The sequence below is a fragment of the Streptomyces sp. NPDC005803 genome (genome assembly GCF_040630435.1).
GTDB lineage: Bacteria > Actinomycetota > Actinomycetes > Streptomycetales > Streptomycetaceae > Streptomyces.
On sequence record NZ_JBEXXO010000032.1, the window covers coordinates 20,823 to 37,406 of the forward strand.

The 16,584-nt window shown below is 70.9% G+C and carries 10 protein-coding genes; 7 read left to right on the forward strand and 3 right to left on the reverse strand.

Annotated features, from left to right (window positions below):
* The first annotated feature begins 20 nt into the window (after positions 1-20).
* Positions 21-692 carry an HAD family hydrolase gene (locus tag ABZ454_RS33135; RefSeq protein WP_356321530.1) on the forward strand — a complete coding sequence of 224 codons (672 nt, stop codon included), beginning with the start codon at positions 21-23 and terminating at the stop codon, positions 690-692.
* Between the two features lie 120 nt (positions 693-812).
* Here ABZ454_RS33135 and ABZ454_RS33140 read toward each other — a convergent pair whose 3' ends face one another.
* Positions 813-1,379, reverse strand: coding sequence for a DJ-1/PfpI family protein (locus ABZ454_RS33140; protein WP_356321532.1), 567 nt, complete (start codon positions 1,377-1,379; stop codon positions 813-815).
* A gap of 397 nt (positions 1,380-1,776) precedes the next feature.
* Here ABZ454_RS33140 and ABZ454_RS33145 point away from each other — a divergent pair, with 397 nt between their 5' ends.
* Positions 1,777-6,810, forward strand: a complete 5,034-nt coding sequence (locus ABZ454_RS33145) for an NAD-glutamate dehydrogenase (protein WP_359543307.1) — start codon at positions 1,777-1,779, stop codon at positions 6,808-6,810.
* Positions 6,811-6,891: 81 nt separating this feature from the next.
* On the opposite strand, the gene ABZ454_RS33150 is transcribed toward ABZ454_RS33145, so the two are convergent.
* Positions 6,892-7,683: an ABC transporter ATP-binding protein gene (locus ABZ454_RS33150; protein ID WP_359543308.1), complete on the reverse strand. Its 792-nt coding sequence runs from the start codon at positions 7,681-7,683 to the stop codon at positions 6,892-6,894.
* Positions 7,676-8,617, reverse strand: coding sequence for an ABC transporter permease (locus tag ABZ454_RS33155; RefSeq protein ID WP_356321538.1), 942 nt, complete (start codon positions 8,615-8,617; stop codon positions 7,676-7,678). Before ABZ454_RS33155 ends, ABZ454_RS33150 begins: the two co-directional genes overlap by 8 nt.
* Positions 8,618-8,759: 142 nt before the next feature.
* Between ABZ454_RS33155 and ABZ454_RS33160 the strand changes: the two genes are divergently transcribed.
* The 5 genes from ABZ454_RS33160 to ABZ454_RS33180 all read left to right on the forward strand — a co-directional run bounded on the left by ABZ454_RS33160 (position 8,760) and on the right by ABZ454_RS33180 (position 16,571).
* Complete coding sequence (locus ABZ454_RS33160; RefSeq protein WP_359543309.1) at positions 8,760-9,365, forward strand: TetR/AcrR family transcriptional regulator; 606 nt, start codon at positions 8,760-8,762, stop codon at positions 9,363-9,365.
* Positions 9,366-9,514: 149 nt separating this feature from the next.
* Positions 9,515-13,060 carry a CDP-glycerol glycerophosphotransferase family protein gene (locus ABZ454_RS33165; RefSeq protein WP_359543332.1) on the forward strand — a complete coding sequence of 1,182 codons (3,546 nt, stop codon included), beginning with the start codon at positions 9,515-9,517 and terminating at the stop codon, positions 13,058-13,060.
* A 230-nt stretch (positions 13,061-13,290) separates the two neighbouring features.
* Positions 13,291-14,532 (forward strand): glycosyltransferase family 39 protein, encoded by a 1,242-nt coding sequence (locus ABZ454_RS33170; RefSeq protein WP_359543310.1) that lies wholly within the window; start codon positions 13,291-13,293, stop codon positions 14,530-14,532.
* 79 nt (positions 14,533-14,611) lie between these two features.
* Positions 14,612-16,126 (forward strand): bifunctional glycosyltransferase/class I SAM-dependent methyltransferase, encoded by a 1,515-nt coding sequence (locus ABZ454_RS33175; RefSeq protein WP_356321546.1) that lies wholly within the window; start codon positions 14,612-14,614, stop codon positions 16,124-16,126.
* Positions 16,127-16,196: 70 nt separating this feature from the next.
* Entirely contained in the window at positions 16,197-16,571 is a 375-nt protein-coding gene (locus ABZ454_RS33180) for a hypothetical protein (protein WP_356321548.1), read from the forward strand.
* Positions 16,572-16,584: the final 13 nt, after the last annotated feature.

Below are 16,584 nucleotides of genomic sequence, written 5' to 3' on the forward strand. Positions count from 1 at the left end.
GCAGCGGGTATTTTTCTCGCATGGGGACGCACGGGAAGCACCGCACACATCTGGTCTGGGACTGGAACGGCACACTGCTCGACGACAACATCGCGGTCGTCGGCGCGACGAACGCCGCGTTCGTCGAGGTCGGCCTGGCGCCGATCACCCTGGAGCAGTACCGGGAGATGTACTGCGTCCCGATCCCTCGTTTCTACGAGCGCCTGATGGGCCGGCTGCCCACGGAGACCGAGTGGGAGCGGATGGACGGCGTCTTCCACCGCCACTACACCGAGCAGCGCGAGGCCTGCGGGCTCACCGAGGGGGCCGCCGAGCTGCTCGCCCAGTGGCAGCTGACCGGCCGGAGCCAGTCCCTGCTGAGCATGTACGGACACGAGCACCTGGTCCCGGTGGTGCGGCGCTACGGCATCGAGCGGCACTTCCTGCGTGTCGACGGGCGCACCGGGCCGTCCGGCGGCAGCAAGGCGCAGCACATGGAGCGGCATTTCGCGGCCCTGGACGGGATATCCCCCGAGCGCACGGTGGTCATCGGTGACGCCGTGGACGACGCGGTGGCCGCGGCTCACGTCGGAGCGAAGGCGGTGCTCTTCACCGGCGGGTCGCACAGCCGGGCCAGCCTGGAGGCGGCCGGGGTGCCCGTCGTGGACACCCTGGCCGAGGCCACGGCCCTCGCCCAGCAGCTGAGCGAGTAAGCCGGCCGCCGAGCGCACAGGCCGGCCGCCGGACGGACTGCCGGACACCGAGCGGGGTGCCGGACGGGCGGTCGGCAGGCCGGGACGGGATGCAGGGCGTCGGCATCCCGCCGGACGGCCTCAGGTCACCGGGGCCTTGGTGCGGAGCACGGTCAGGAACGCGCGCATCCAGGCCGAGTGGTCCGGCCAGGCGCGGGACGAGACGAGGGTGCCGTCCACCACGGCCTCGGAGTCCTCGAAGGCGGCTCCGGCCGTCGTCATGTCCGGTTCCAGCGCGGGATAGGCCGTGACCCGCCGGCCCTTCAGCGCACCGACCGCCGCCGTCATCAACGGGCCGTGGCAGATCTGGGCCACCGGGCGGTCCGTGGCGAAGAACGCCGAGAGGATCGTGCGCAGGCCGGCGTCGTTGCGCAGGTACTCGGGCGCGCGCCCGCCGGGGACGACGAGGGCCACGTAGTCGTCCGGGTCGACCTCGGAGAAGGCCAGGTCGGCGGGCCAGGTGTAGCCGGGCTTCTCGGTGTAGGTGTCGAAGCCGGGCTCGAAGTCGTGGACCACGAAGCGGAGCGTCTTGCGGGAAGGAGCGGCGATATGGACCTCGTAACCCTCCTCGCGCAGCCGCTGGTACGGGTAGAGGACCTCGAGGGACTCGGCGGCGTCGCCGGTGACGATCAGGATCTTCGGTGCCATGGCAGTGCTCCCCACGGTGCGTCGGCCTGTTCCGCTTACCGGTACCAGAGTGCGGCAGCGACGGGGTGTGCGCTGTCCAGAGTGTCAAACTTCGGGGCCCTCTTTTGTACACATGCGGCTCGTGACGGTGACGGGGGCGGGCGAGATAGCCTGGACCCCGTGATCAGCGCGATACGCCTCGGGGGCAGCGAAGCCCCCGGCCTGCGCCCGGAGTGCCTCAGCACCCGGGCCATGACTGATCCCCTCAGCCCGGCCCGAATGCCAAAAATGGCCAATAAGGTCCCGGGCGTCTCTCATAGCGGCATAGCGTCGACCCAGACCGGAAACCCCGCGTCGCGGCGGTACGTCGCCTTTCTCACCTACGTCACGCAACGGCGCGCGACAGGAGCCAGAGGACATGCAGACCAAGCTGGACGAAGCCAAGGCCGAGCTGCTCGCACGGGCCGCCCAGGTAGCTGACCACAGCCCGGGCGGTGGTGTCGGCGGCCCGGGCGGTACCCCCCGGGTGCAGGTGGCGGCCGCCGGGGCCGACCAGGGCACCCGGGCCGGGCAGGAGCGTCCGGGCCAGGACGTCCTGCTCGCCTACCTCCAGCGCTACTACCTGCACACCGCTCCCGAGGACGTCGCCGGCCGTGACCCGGTCGACGTCTTCGGCGCCGCCTCCTCCCACTACCGCCTCGCCGAGAACCGCCCCCAGGGCACGGCCAACGTCCGGGTGCACACCCCGACCGTCGAGGAGAACGGCTGGACCTGCAGCCACTCCGTCGTCGAGGTCGTCACCGACGACATGCCGTTCCTGGTCGACTCCGTGACCAACGAGCTGTCCCGCCAGGGCCGCGGCATCCACGTCGTGATCCACCCGCAGGTCATCGTCCGCCGTGACCTGACCGGCAAGCTGATCGAGGTCCTCACCGAGGGCGTCGGCATCTCGACGGGCCCCCAGAACGGCCGCGAGAACGCCAAGGGGGCGAAGGACGCCAAGGCCGCGCTGCCGCACGACGCGCTCGTCGAGTCCTGGATCCACGTCGAGATCGACCGCGAGACCGACCGCGCCGACCTCAAGCAGATCCAGGCCGACCTCCTGCGGGTCCTGTCCGACGTGCGGGAGACCGTCGAGGACTGGGAGAAGATGCGGGACGCCGCGCTGCGCATCGCCGACGACCTTCCCGGTGAGCCGCTCGACGAGCTCGCGGACGACGAGGTGAACGAGGCCAGGGAGCTGCTGCGCTGGCTCGCCGCCGACCACTTCACCTTCCTCGGCTACCGCGAGTACGAACTGAAGGACACCGACGCGCTGGCCGCCGTGCCCGGCACCGGCCTCGGCATCCTGCGCTCCGACCCGCGCCACAGCGAGGACGAGGCACACCCGGTCAGCCCGTCCTTCGACCGGCTGCCCGCGGACGCCCGGGCCAAGGCCCGCGAGCACAAGCTCCTCATCCTGACCAAGGCCAACAGCCGGGCGACGGTGCACCGCCCCAGCTACCTCGACTACGTCGGCGTGAAGAAGTTCGACGCCGACGGCAACGTCATCGGTGAGCGCCGCTTCCTCGGTCTGTTCTCGTCCGCCGCCTACACCGAGTCCGTGCGCCGGGTGCCCGTCATCCGCCGCAAGGTCGCCGAGGTGCTGGAGGGCGCGGGCTTCTCGTACAACAGCCACGACGGCCGCGACCTGCTGCAGATCCTGGAGACGTACCCCCGCGACGAGCTGTTCCAGACGCCGCCCGACCAGCTGCGCTCCGTCGTCACCTCGGTGCTCTACCTCCAGGAGCGGCGCCGGCTCCGGCTCTACCTGCGCCAGGACGAGTACGGGCGCTACTACTCCGCGATCGTCTACCTGCCGCGCGACCGCTACACCACCGCTGTGCGGCTGCGGCTGATCGAGATCCTCAAGGAGGAGCTGAACGGCACCAGCGTCGACTTCACCGCCTGGAACACCGAGTCGATCCTCTCCAGGCTGCACTTCGTCGTCCGGGTGGCCCCCGGCAGCGAGCTGGCCGCTCTCACCGACGCCGAGGCCGACCGCATCGAGGCCCGGCTCGTCGAGGCGGCCCGTTCCTGGGCCGACGGCTTCCAGGAGGCGCTGGGCGCCGAGTGCGGTGAGGAGCGTGCCGCCGAGCTGCTGCGCCAGTACGGGCACTCGTTCCCCGAGGGCTACAAGGCCGACCACTCGCCGCGCTCCGCCGTGGCCGACCTGGTCCACCTCGAAGCACTCAAGCAGGACGGGAAGGACTTCGCCCTCAGCCTGTACGAGCCGGTCGGCGCCGCCCCCGGTGAGCGCCGGTTCAAGATCTACCGGACGGGCGAGCAGGTTTCCCTGTCCGCCGTCCTCCCCGCGCTCCAGCGGCTCGGTGTCGAGGTCGTCGACGAGCGTCCGTACGAGCTGCGCTGCGCGGACCGTACGCACGCCTGGATCTACGACTTCGGGCTGCGGATGCCGCTGGCCACCGCCAACGGCGGCTACCTGGCCGACGACGCGCGCGAACGGTTCCAGGAGGCGTTCGCCGCCGTGTGGACCGGCGAGGCGGAGAACGACGGCTTCAACGCGCTGGTGCTGAGCGCGGGTCTGAACTGGCGCCAGGCCATGGTGCTGCGCGCCTACGCCAAGTACCTGCGCCAGGCCGGATCCACGTTCAGCCAGGACTACATGGAGAGCACTCTCCAGAACAACGTCCACACCACCCGGCTGCTGGTCTCGCTCTTCGAGGCCCGGATGTCGCCGGAGCGCCAGAAGGCCGGTACGGAGCTGACCGACGGGCTCCTCGAGGAGCTCGACGGCGCCCTGGACCAGGTCGCCTCGCTCGACGAGGACCGGATCCTGCGGTCCTTCCTCACCGTCATCAAGGCCACCCTGCGCACCAACTTCTTCCAGCGTGCCGACGACGGCAGGCCGCACGGCTACGTGTCGATGAAGTTCGATCCGCAGTCGATCCCGGATCTCCCGGCGCCCCGCCCGGCCTTCGAGATCTGGGTGTACTCGCCGCGGGTCGAGGGCGTCCACCTGCGCTTCGGGAAGGTCGCCCGTGGCGGTCTGCGCTGGTCGGACCGGCGCGAGGACTTCCGTACGGAGATCCTCGGTCTGGTCAAGGCGCAGATGGTGAAGAACACCGTCATCGTGCCGGTCGGCGCCAAGGGCGGCTTCGTCGCCAAGCAGCTTCCCGACCCTTCCGTCGACCGGGACGCCTGGATGGCCGAGGGCATCGCCGCCTACCGCACCTTCATCTCGGCGCTGCTCGACATCACCGACAACATGGTGGCCGGCGAGGTCGTGCCGCCCAAGGACGTCGTCCGGCACGACGAGGACGACACCTACCTCGTCGTCGCGGCCGACAAGGGCACCGCGAAGTTCTCCGACATCGCCAACGAGGTCGCCGTCGCGTACGGCTTCTGGCTCGGTGACGCGTTCGCCTCCGGCGGTTCGGCCGGTTACGACCACAAGGGCATGGGCATCACGGCCCGTGGCGCCTGGGAGTCCGTCGAGCGCCACTTCCGGGAGCTCGGTCACGACACGCAGACCGAGGACTTCACCGTCGTCGGCGTCGGCGACATGTCGGGTGACGTGTTCGGCAACGGGATGCTGCTCTCCGAGCACATCCGGCTCGTCGCGGCCTTCGACCACCGGCACATCTTCATCGACCCGAAGCCGGACGCCGCGACCTCGTACGCCGAGCGGCGGCGCCTGTTCGACCTGCCGCGCAGCTCCTGGGCCGACTACGGCAAGGAACTGATCTCGGCGGGCGGCGGTGTCCACCCGCGCAGCGCCAAGTCGATTCCGGTCAACGCGCACATGCGCGAGGCGCTCGGCATCGAGGCCAAGGTCACCAAGATGACGCCGGCCGACCTGATGCAGGCCATCCTCAAGGCCCCCGTCGACCTGGTGTGGAACGGCGGCATCGGTACGTACATCAAGTCCTCCGCCGAGTCGAACGGGGACGTCGGGGACAAGGCCAACGACTCGATCCGCGTCAACGGCGAGGACCTGCGCGCCAAGGTGGTCGGCGAGGGCGGCAACCTCGGGGCCACCCAGCTGGGCCGCATCGAATTCGCCCGTACCGGTGGCAGGATCAACACCGACGCGATCGACAACAGCGCCGGTGTGGACACCTCCGACCACGAGGTGAACATCAAGATCCTGCTCAACGGCCTGGTGCGGGACGGCGACATGACGGTCAAGCAGCGCAACAAGCTGCTCGCCGAGATGACCGACGAGATCGGTCATCTGGTGCTGCGGAACAACTACGCGCAGAACACCGCACTCGCCAACTCGGTCGCCCAGGCTCCCTCCCTGCTCCACGCCCAGCAGCGCTTCATGCGCCGGCTGGGCCGCGACGGGCATCTCGACCGGGCCCTGGAGTTCCTGCCCACCGACCGGCAGATCCGCGAACTGCTGAGCGCCGGCAAGGGGCTCAGCCAGCCCGAGCTGGCCGTCCTGCTCGCCTACACGAAGATCACGGCGGCGCAGGAGCTGATCGGCACGAGCCTGCCGGACGACGCGCACCTGCAGAAGCTGCTGCACGCCTACTTCCCGCGGCAGCTGCGCGAGCGCTACCCGGACGCGGTCGACGGCCACGCGCTGCGGCGCGAGATCATCACCACGGTCCTGGTGAACGACACGGTGAACACCGGTGGTTCGACCTTCCTGCACCGGCTGCGGGAAGAGACCGGCGCCTCGATCGGGGAGATCGTGCGGGCGCAGTTCGCGGCCCGGGAGATCTTCGGCCTCGGCGAGGTGTGGGACGCCGTCGAGGCGCTCGACAACAAGGTCGCCGCCGATGTGCAGACCCGGATCCGGCTGCACTCGCGCCGGCTCGTCGAGCGCGGCTCGCGCTGGCTGCTCGGCAACCGGCCGCAGCCGCTGGAGATCGCCGGGACGATCGACTTCTTCCGCGACGGTGTCGAGCAGGTCTGGGCCGAGCTGCCCAAGATGCTGATGGGCGCCGACCAGGAGTGGTACCGGTCCATCCTGGACGAGCTCACCGCGGCGGGTGTCCCGGACGCCCTGGCCCAGCGCGTCGCCGGATTCTCGTCGGCCTTCCCGGCGCTCGACATCGTGGCGATCGCCGACCGTACGGGCAAGGACCCGCTGCCCGTGGCCGAGGTGTACTACGACCTCGCGGACCGGCTGGGCATCACCCAGCTGATGGACCGGATCATCGAGCTGCCGCGGGCCGACCGCTGGCAGTCGATGGCCCGTGCCTCCATCCGCGAGGACCTGTACGCGGCGCACGCCGCGCTCACGGGCGACGTGCTGAGCGTGGGCAACGGAACCTCCTCGCCGCAGGAGCGGTTCGAGGCGTGGGAGGAGAAGAACGCGGCGATCCTGTCGCGCTCGCGGTCCACGCTGGAGGAGATCCAGGGGTCGGACTCCTTCGACCTGGCGAACCTGTCGGTGGCGATGCGGACGATGCGGACGCTGCTGCGTACGCACGCCTGACGAAGCGCGAAGGGGCGACTGCCGGACGCATCCGCGTCCTGGCAGCCGCCCCTTCCCGTCCTCATGCGGCGGGCGCGCGGGTCACTTCCCCTGCTTCCTGCCGGACGTGTGGCGCTCGTACGCCGCGACGACCTCCTGCGCGGGTCCGTCCATCCGCAGCGTGCCGGCCTCCAGCCAGAGGGCCCGGTCGCAGGTCTCGGTGATCGACTTGTTGTGGTGGCTGACCAGGAAGACCGTGCCGGCCTGCTCGCGCAGCTCGATGATCCGTTCCTTGCTGCGACGCTGGAACCGGGCGTCGCCGGTGGAGAGCGCCTCGTCGATCAGCAGGACGTCGTGGTCCTTGGCGGCGGCGATGGAGAAGCGCAGCCGGGCGCCCATGCCGGAGGAGTACGTCCGCATCGGCAGGGTGATGAAGTCGCCCTTCTCGTTGATGCCGGAGAAGTCGACGATGCCGGCGTAGCGTGCGCGGATCTCCTCGCGGCTCATGCCCATCGCGAGTCCGCCGAGCACGACGTTGCGCTCGCCGGTCAGATCGCTCATGAGCGCCGCGTTCACCCCGAGCAGCGACGGCTGGCCCTGGGTGTGGACACGGCCCTTCGTCGCGGGCAGCAGTCCGGCGATCGCCTTGAGCAGGGTCGACTTCCCCGATCCGTTGGAGCCGATCAGCCCGATCGCCTCTCCCTTGTACGCGGCGAAGCTGACGCCTTTCACAGCGTGCACCTCGCGCACCCCGGGCGCCTGCCGGCGCGAGACGATCCGGCTCAGGGCGGAGGTCGCGCTGCCCTTGCCGGTACGGGCCCCGTTGACCTTGTACGTGATGTGGACGTCGTCGACGACGACCGTCGGCACCGCGCGATCCGTGCTGTCAGCCACGTCCGTAACTCTCCTCGGCCTGCCAGAAGTAGAGGAACCCGCCCACGCCGCACAGCAGCGCCCAGCCGGTGGCGACGGCCCACACGTGCGGGGGGAGCTGCGCGCTGTGGAAGCTGTCGATGAGGGCGAACCGCATCAGGTCGATGTAGACGGCGGCCGGATTGATCTCCAGCGCCAGTTTGGCCAGGTACGGGACGTGCGCGCCCGCCAGGCTCGCGTCGAGGCTCCACATGACGCCCGAGGCGTACATCCAGGTGCGCAGGATGAAGGGCATCAGCTGGGCGATGTCCGGGGTACGGGCGGCCAGCCGGGCGAAGACCATCGAGACGCCGGTGTTGAACAGCGCCTGCAACGCCAGGGCCGGTACCGCCAGCAGCCAGGAGACGTGCGGGTACTGGCCGAACACCAGCATGATCAGCACCAGCGCGCCCAGGGAGAAGAGCAGCTGCTGGAGCTGTTGCAGGGCCAGCGCGATCGGCAGTGAGGCGCGGGGGAAGTGCAGGGCCCGTACGAGGCCGATGTTGCCGCTGATCGCCCGGGTGCCCGCGGTGATGGAGTTGCTGGTGAACGTCCAGATGAAGACGCCGGTGACCAGGAACGGGACGTAGTCGCTGACGCCCTGCTTCGTCTGCATCAGGACGCCGAAGATGAAGTAGAAGACCAGCGCGTTGAGCAGCGGGGTCATGATCTGCCAGATCTGGCCGAGCTTCGCCTGGCTGTACTGGGCGGTGAGCTTGGCGGTGGCGAAGGCGGTGATGAAGTGCCGCCGTCCCCACAGCTGCCGTACGTACGCCGGCAGGGTCGGGCGGGCTCCGCTCACGGTCAGTCCATGGCGGGCGGCGAGGGCGGCTAGCTCGCCCGGGGCGTACACGGGCGGGAAGGAGACGGACGGTGGTGCGTCCGCCGGGGCCGGGGCTGTTGTCTGGCTCACCACGATCGCTTTCGAGGGAAGGCGGGAAGTGCGGAGGGGAACACTCAGGCGATCGACGGGACGGGACCGTATCGTCGCAACGCCGAGGGCAGGACGCTCGACGTCGCTACGCAACCGTTTCGTCGTCGCGGACTATGATTCGGCCATGACCACCGACCCGGGAAGCCGCCGCCGTGCCCCCGCCGGAGCCGCCGTGCTGCGCGAGAACGTGACCGATGCGATCCGCAGCGCGGTCTTCGAGGAGCTGGCCGCGGTCGGCTTCGCCCGGATGTCGATCGAAGGCATCGCCCGCCGGGCCGGCGTCGGCAAGACCGCCGTCTACCGCCGCTGGAAGTCCAAGCTGCACCTGGTCCTGGACCTGGTATCCGCCGTCGCGGTGCAGGGCATGCCCGCCCCGGCCACCGGTTCGCTGTACGGGGACGTGCGCGCCGTGCTCGAACTGGCCGCGTACGCCCTGCGCCACCCGCTCGCCTCCCAGGTCATCCCGGACCTGCTGGTCGAGGCGGCCCGCAGTCCGGAGATCTCCGACACCATCAAGGCCGCCCTGCTCGACCCGCAGCAGGGCATCGCCGCCGTGGTCGTACGGGACGCCGTCGCGCGCGGGGAACTGCCGCGGGACAGCGACCCGGACCGCGCCCTCGACCTGATCGTCGGGCCCCTCTACTGGCGGCTCGCCGTCGTCAGGGGCGAGCTGCCCGCGGGCTATCTGGACGACCTGGCGGCCTCGGCCGTGGCCGCCCTCACCCGCTGAGAGGGAGCGGAAGCGCTGCGGTGCCGGGGGCCGGCGTCAGCACGATGAGCGCGACATCACCCGCAGGGGACCGTAACCGGTGACCCCCTGCCGTTCACGGGGTTGAGCCATACGGATAGCCAGGCCCCCGATGAACGGACGTGCTCACCATGCCGCCACGGCTCAGCGTCGTTGTCCCCGTCCACAACGTGGAACCCTTCCTCACGGACTGCCTGAAGTCCCTCGCGGGGCAGACCGTCACCGACCTCGAAGTGGTGATGGTGGACGACGGGTCCACCGACGGCAGCGGGTCCCTGGCCGCCCGGTTCGCGGCACAGGACGACCGTTTCCGGCTGGTCAGCCAGGAGAACGGCGGACTGGGGCACGCCCGCAACACCGGCGTCCGCAACTGCGATCCCGCCGGCCGCTACCTCGCCTTCGTCGACAGCGACGACGTCGTCCCGCCGCGCGCGTACGAACTGCTGCTCGGCGCCCTGGAGGAGACCGGCTCGGACCTCGCGTCCGGCAACGTGCTGCGGCTGCGGGCGGACGGCAGGCTCCAGCAGTCGCCCATGTTCCGGGCCCCCATGGCCACCACGCGGCTGCGCACCCACGTCTCCCGCGACCGGGAACTCCTCGGCGACCGGATCGCCTGCAACAAGGTCTTCCGCCGGTCCTTCTGGGACGAGCACGCGTTCGCCTTCCCCGTCGGCGCGCTCTACGAGGACATCCCGGTCGTGCTGCCCGCCCACTTCCTGGCCGGTTCCGTCGACATCGTGAAGGACCCCGTCTACCACTGGCGCGACCGCCCCGGCTCGATCACCGCCGGCCGGGCCGTCGTCCGCGGCATCCGCGACCGGGTCGCGCACGTGCGGGGCGTCTGCGCCTTCCTGGCGGAGAACCGCACGGCCGCCGACAAGAAGCACTACGAGGCGCACGCCCTCGCCAACGACCTCTGGTACTTCATGGAGGTCCTGCCCGAAGGCGACGAGGAGTACCGCGCCGCCTTCCTGACGCACACCAACGCGTTCCTCGACCAGATCGACCCGGCGGTGCTCGACGGCCTCCCGCTGCGGCTGCGGCTGATGTGGCACCTGGTGCGCGAGCGCCGCACGGAGGAACTGCTGGCCCTGCTCGCCTTCGACAAGCGCGAGCCCGGAGCGTTCGCCGTACGCGGCGTGCGCCGTCGGCGGGCCGGCTACCCCCCGCTGACCCGGCCCGTGCCGCCCCGGGTGCTGCGCGTGGGTGAGCGCGATCTGCCGCTGGTCGCCCGGCTGCGGGAGGTGCGCTGGCAGGACGGCAAGCTGCACCTGAAGGGGTACGCGTACATCCGCAACCTGCCCGTCACCGCGGGTTCCGCCGAATTCCGGGCCGGCTGGCTGCGGGCGGGCCGGCATCACGTGATCCCGCTGCGACTGCGCAGGACCGACGAGCCGGAGGCCACCGCCCGGTCCCGGCAGAGCCTGCACGACTACGACCGGTCGGGCTTCGAGACGGTGCTCGACCCGGCCCGGCTCCGTGTCCCCGCGGACGACCCGGCCGGCCGCGTCACCTGGCGCCTGGAGCTCGGCGTCGCGCGGAACGGGCTGCTGCGACGCTCCGTCCCCTCCACCGCGGAGGCCTCCGTCGCACCGCCCGTGCACCGGCCGGACGGCGACCACCGGATCGTGCCCGCCTTCGACGCCGACCGGCTGGTCCTGCACGCCGAGCGGATCGACGCACGCTTCGAGACACACCGCGCGGGAGGGACGCAGGACGGCACGGCCACCGTGGTCGTCGACGGCATGCTCCGGAACCGGCTCGGCGGCCAGGACCTGCGACTGGGCCTGACCCACCGCTCCTCCGGCGCCACCTTCGCGTGCCCGGTGACGGTGCAGGAGGACACCACCCCCTCGGCTACGGGCTGGCGGCGCTTCACGGCCGCGATCCCGCTCACCGCCCTTGCCGACGCCCGGCCGGAGGCGACGCGGGGGCGCTCGGGCATCCCGTACAGCGTCCATCTCATCGGCCCCGGCGGCCACCGGACCCCCATCGACGTGCCGGGGCCCGTCCCGCCCGGCCGCTACCCGCTCGCCCCGGTGGGCGGCGAGCCCCGCGAACTCGCCCTCACCGTGAGCGCACGCGGCAATCTGCTGATCAGCGACCGCCCCGTCCAGCCCGCCGTCGAACTGGCCGCCTGGACGCAGGACGGGAAGCTGCTCCTGGAGGGCGCCTTCCCCGGCGATCCCGGGCGCCCGGTCGAGCTGGTGGCCCGGCACAGCGGCCATCACGAGGAGGCGGTCCTTCCCGTCGTGTTCACCGGGCAGCAGGACGAGCGGCGGTTCTCGGCCGTGCTGCGGCCGGACGCCGTCGAGCGGGGCGGAGGCGGCGAGCTGCCGCTGGGAGAGGGCAACTGGTACTTCTTCCTCCGCGAGAAGGGAACCGCCGACGACGCCCGTGAATCCGCCCTGCGCCTTCCGGCCGCCGTGCATCACACCCTGCCCGCGGCCCGCACCCTGGCGGGCCGCGCGTACGCCGTCGAGCGGCGCTTCCACGACCAGCTGCTGCTGAGCTGCGCACCCCCGCTCGGCCCCGCGGAGCGCGGCCCCCGCGCCCGGCGCCTGCTCAGCCGCGCCTACGCGGCACAGCGCACCGCCGCCCTGCGCGAGACCGTGCTGTTCAGCAGCTTCGACGGCCGTCAGTACTCGGACTCACCGCGCGCCGTCCACGAGGAACTGACCCGGCGCGGGGCCGGTCCGGAGCATCTGTGGGTCGTGCGCGACCGGCAGGCGCGCATCCCGGCCGGGGTCACCGCGGTGGAGTACGGCTCGGCCGCCTGGCACGAGGCACTGACCCGCAGCCGGTACATCGTCACCAACACCCAGCTGCCGGAGTGGTTCGAACGGCGCGAGGGCCAGACCGTCGTCCAGACCTGGCACGGAACTCCGCTCAAGCGCATCGGCCTCGACCTCGCCGGCACCGCCCACGCGAACCCCGCCTACATCGCCACCCTCGAACAGCGGGCCCGGCAGTGGAGCTTCCTCGTCTCCCCGAACACGTACTCCACGCCCGTGCTGCGCCGCTCCTTCGGTTTCGAGGGGGAGGTCCTGGAGTGCGGCTATCCCCGCAACGACCTCTTCCACGCCCCGGACCGGACCAAGGTCGCCGCCGCGGTGCGGGAGACCCTTCAGATCCCCGACGGCAAACGGGTCGTGCTGTACGCGCCGACCTGGCGCGAGGACCGGCCGAGCAGCCGCGGGCGCTACTCCATGGACCTGCGGCTCGACCTCGCCGCGGCCGAGCGCCAACTGGGCGCGGACACCGTCCTGCTGGTGCGCCGTCACTACCTGGTCACCGACCGGCTCCCGGACAGCGGCACGGGCTTCGTCCGCGACGTCTCGCGCTACCCGGAGGTGGGTGAGCTGATGCTGATCAGCGACGCGCTGGTGACCGACTACTCCTCACTGATGTTCGACTTCGCGCAGACCGGCCGCCCGATGCTCTTCCACACCTACGACCTGGAGCACTACCGCGACACGCTGCGCGGATTCGCCTTCGACTTCGAGTCGCGGGCCCCCGGGCCGCTGATCCCGGACTCCGGGGACCTCGTCGAGGCGCTGCGCGACCCGGTCCGTGCCACGGCGGGACACGCGCAGGCGTACGAGGCGTTCCGGCGGGACTTCTGCGACCTCGACGACGGCCGGGCGGCCGCCCGGGTGGCCGACCGGATGCTGTAGCCCGTGCCCTGTGCCGCACCGCCCCGGACCGCGCGGACGGGAGGCGGACCGCGCGGCCACGGGGTGGTGAACCTGCATTGACGCACGGACTGTCCGAACTGCGTGAACCGTTCGAGTGATTCGGAGAATGCGGCGTTTTCGCGGATGTGCAGGGAATCCGAGCCGTGGGCCGGATAAGTGTGTTCATCGGTGCGCTGTATAGCGCCGCCGGGTTGCTACGTTCTGTTTTCATGGGTATCCGAATGTGGTGCGAGACCTGGGATGTGCGACGGGCGAGAGCCGCTGTACTCGTTGCGGCGGCGGCCGGCCTTCTCGCTCGCGTGGTCATCGCCGCCTGTGTTCCGGGACCCGCCGATGTGCGTTTCTTCCAGGGATTCGCCAAGGCCGTCTCCGTGTACGGGCCCGTCCGCGTCTATGAGCATGCGCTGCCCGGTCTGCCCGTCTACAACCACCCGCCGCTGGCCGGCTGGATGCTGCTCGGACTGAACGGGCTCTCCGAATTCGGAATGTCGTTCGGGACGTTGATCCGATGGCCCGCGTCGATCGCCGATTTCCTCTGCGTCCTGCTGGTGTTCGAAATCGTCCGCAGGCGCGCCGCGCCGCGTACCGCGATGCTGTGCGCGATCGGGGTGGCCGTCAGCCCGGTCCTGATCGCCACCTCCGGCTACCACGGCAACACCGACGCGGTCGCCGTCATGTTCGCCCTGGCCGCCGCCCATCTGCTGGCCGACCGGAAGTCCCCGCTCGCCGCCGGGGTGGCCGCGGCCCTCTCGATCAGCGTCAAGTTCGTCCCGGTCGTGGTGATCCCGGCGCTGCTCGTCGGCGCGCTGCGGGGCGGCCGGCCGGTACTGGTCCGCTTCGCCGCCGGGTTCGCCGCCGTGTTCGCCCTCGTGTGGGGGCCGGTCCTGGCGACCGTGCCGCAGGACCTCACGGCCGACGTGCTGGAGTACGCGGGCGGCGGCTACCGCCTCTGGGGGCTGGTCCGCTTCGCCGACGCGTTCGGCCTGCCCGAGTCCGTCATCGGCTTCATGCAGGGCGGCGGCCACTTCCTCTTCGTCCTGCTGTGCGTGGTCGCCGGCGTCCGGCTCGCGTGGCTGCGGCCCGCCCAGTTGCCGGGCGTCGTCGCCGCCACGCTGGGCCTGCTGCTCCTCCTGTCCACCGCCTCCGGCCTGCAGTACCTCACCTGGGCGGCGGCCGGCCTGTTCGTCCTCGGGTTCTGGGAGGGGTTCGCGTACAACTGCGTGCTCGGACTGACGGCCTTCCTCGGCTACAGCGGACGCTCCGCCGTGCGCTGGAGCGAGCCGGTGCTGCAACTCGGCGCCGCGGGCTGGATCGTCCTCGCGGCCGGACTGGCCACGGGCGTCCACCGCCTCCTCGCCACGCGGCCCGGCGGGGACCCGGCCGTCGGCGCCGGGCGGGCCCAGGTCTCCGCTCCCCGTACCTCCCAGCCCTCCGGGTCCGCCGCCACCTGACCGCGCCGCCAGAGCGGCGCCCGCCACCCTCCCCTCCCGATCCCAGCCACGAGCACCGAGCGCAACTGGAGAACGCACCGTGAAGGAAAGCCCGAGCCCCAGGATCGGCATCCTGGTGGTCGCGTACAACGCGGAGACCACGCTGGAGAAGACCCTCGACCGGATTCCGGAGGACTTCCGGTCCCGGGTCGACGAGATCCTGATCCTCGACGACGCGAGTCATGACGCGACCTTCACCGCCGGCTGCCGCTGGTCGCAGGCCGAGGGCATGCCGCGGACCGTGGTGATGCGGCACACCAAGAACCTCGGGTACGGCGGCAACCAGAAGGCCGGATACGCGCTGGCGGCCGCACACGGACTCGACATCATCGTCCTGCTGCACGGTGACGGACAGTACGCCCCCGAACTGCTCCCCGAAATGGTCGCACCGATCGAACGCGGCGAATGCGAAGCCGTGTTCGGATCGCGGATGATGAAATCCGGCAGCGCCCTCAAGGGGGGAATGCCGATGTACAAGTGGCTGGGCAACCGCATCCTCACCAGGCTGGAGAACAGGCTGCTCGGATCGAATCTCACCGAATTCCACTCCGGATACCGCGCCTACAGCGTCGAGGCGCTGAAGAAGCTGCCCGTCGACCGGAACACGGACGCCTTCGACTTCGACACCCAGATCATCGTCCAGCTGCTGAACGCCGGAATGCGGATCAAGGAGATCCCGGTCCCCACCTACTACGGCGACGAGATCTGCTACGTCAACGGCATGAAGTACGCGAAGGACGTCGTCAAGGACGTCCTCGAATACCGCCTGGCGGTCAAGGGGTTCGGCACCTGCGCCTGGATTCCCAAGCCCGTGGAGTACGCCTTCAAGGAGGGCGACGGCTCCTCGCACGCGGTCATCCTGGAGAAGATGCGCCAGTTGCCTCCCGGCCGGGTCCTGGATCTCGGCTGTTCCGGCGGGCTGTTCGCCGAGCGCCTCGAAGCCCTCGGCCACGAGGTGACGGGCGTGGACTACGTCGAGGTGCCCGGTGTGCGCGAGAAGTGCACCCACTTCCATCTCGCCGACCTGGAGGAGGGCCTGCCGGCCGGGATCGGCGCCGGCTTCGACTACGTGGTGGCGGGAGACGTCATCGAGCACCTCTCGCGCCCCGAACGCGTGCTCACCGAGGTCGCCACCGTGCTGCGGCCCGGCGGCGAGGTGCTGCTCTCCGTGCCGAACTTCAGCCACTGGTACTCACGGCTGCGGGTCGCGCTCGGGGCCTTCGACTACGACCGCCGCGGCATCCTCGACGAAACGCATCTGCGCTTCTTCACCCGGGCCAGCCTGCGCCGCACCGTACGCGCCGCGGGCTACGACGTCCTGGACATCGCCTCGACCGGGGCGCCGTTCTGGTCACTCCTGGGCCGCGGGCCGCTCGCCGCCGTACTCGGCGGGCTGTCGAGGCTGCTGACCCGGATCCGGCCGACCCTGTTCGGCTATCAGCACGTCGCACTGCTCACCCCGCATGCGGCCGAGACGATCATCGCTGGAGAGCACGTCGATGTACAGGACATCCTCAACCGCCAGTACGCCCCCGCCGACCGGGTCGGCGTCTGAGGCGACGATCCCCGAACCCACCCCCGCCCCGGCATCCGAGCCCCCGGCCGCCGCAGTCAGGAGCAAGGCCTTGTCCCTCACCAGTCTGATCCTGCTGCTGTTCGCCGTCTTCTCGTCGGCAGGCGGTCAGATCATGCTCAAGCACGGGATGAAGGGCGCCGCGGCCACCGCGGGCCGGGACGGCGGCTCCGTCGCGCTGCGCGCCGCCACCAGCCCGTGGGTCGTGCTCGGCCTGGTGGTCTTCGCGGTGTCGGCCCTCGCCTGGATGTCGACGCTGGCCAAGGTGCCGCTCTCCATCGCCTACCCGTTCAACGCCCTCGGTTACCTGCTGATCGTGGGGGCCGGGGCGACGGTGCTGCACGAGCGGACCTCGATGTGGACCTGGGGCGGTTCGCTGCTCGTGGTGATCGGCCTCGCCACGGTGATGGCGGGCCAGCAACGCTGAGCCCGACACCCGC

Bases quoted from the DNA above. Each gene is read 5' to 3' on its own strand.
- ABZ454_RS33135 (WP_356321530.1), top strand. From the start codon at position 21: ATGGGGACGCACGGGAAGCACCGCACACATCTGGTCTGGGACTGGAAC.
- ABZ454_RS33140 (WP_356321532.1), bottom strand. From the start codon at position 1,379: ATGGCACCGAAGATCCTGATCGTCACCGGCGACGCCGCCGAGTCCCTC.
- ABZ454_RS33145 (WP_359543307.1), top strand. From the start codon at position 1,777: ATGCAGACCAAGCTGGACGAAGCCAAGGCCGAGCTGCTCGCACGGGCC.
- ABZ454_RS33160 (WP_359543309.1), top strand. From the start codon at position 8,760: ATGACCACCGACCCGGGAAGCCGCCGCCGTGCCCCCGCCGGAGCCGCC.
- ABZ454_RS33165 (WP_359543332.1), top strand. From the start codon at position 9,515: ATGCCGCCACGGCTCAGCGTCGTTGTCCCCGTCCACAACGTGGAACCC.
- ABZ454_RS33170 (WP_359543310.1), top strand. From the start codon at position 13,291: ATGGGTATCCGAATGTGGTGCGAGACCTGGGATGTGCGACGGGCGAGA.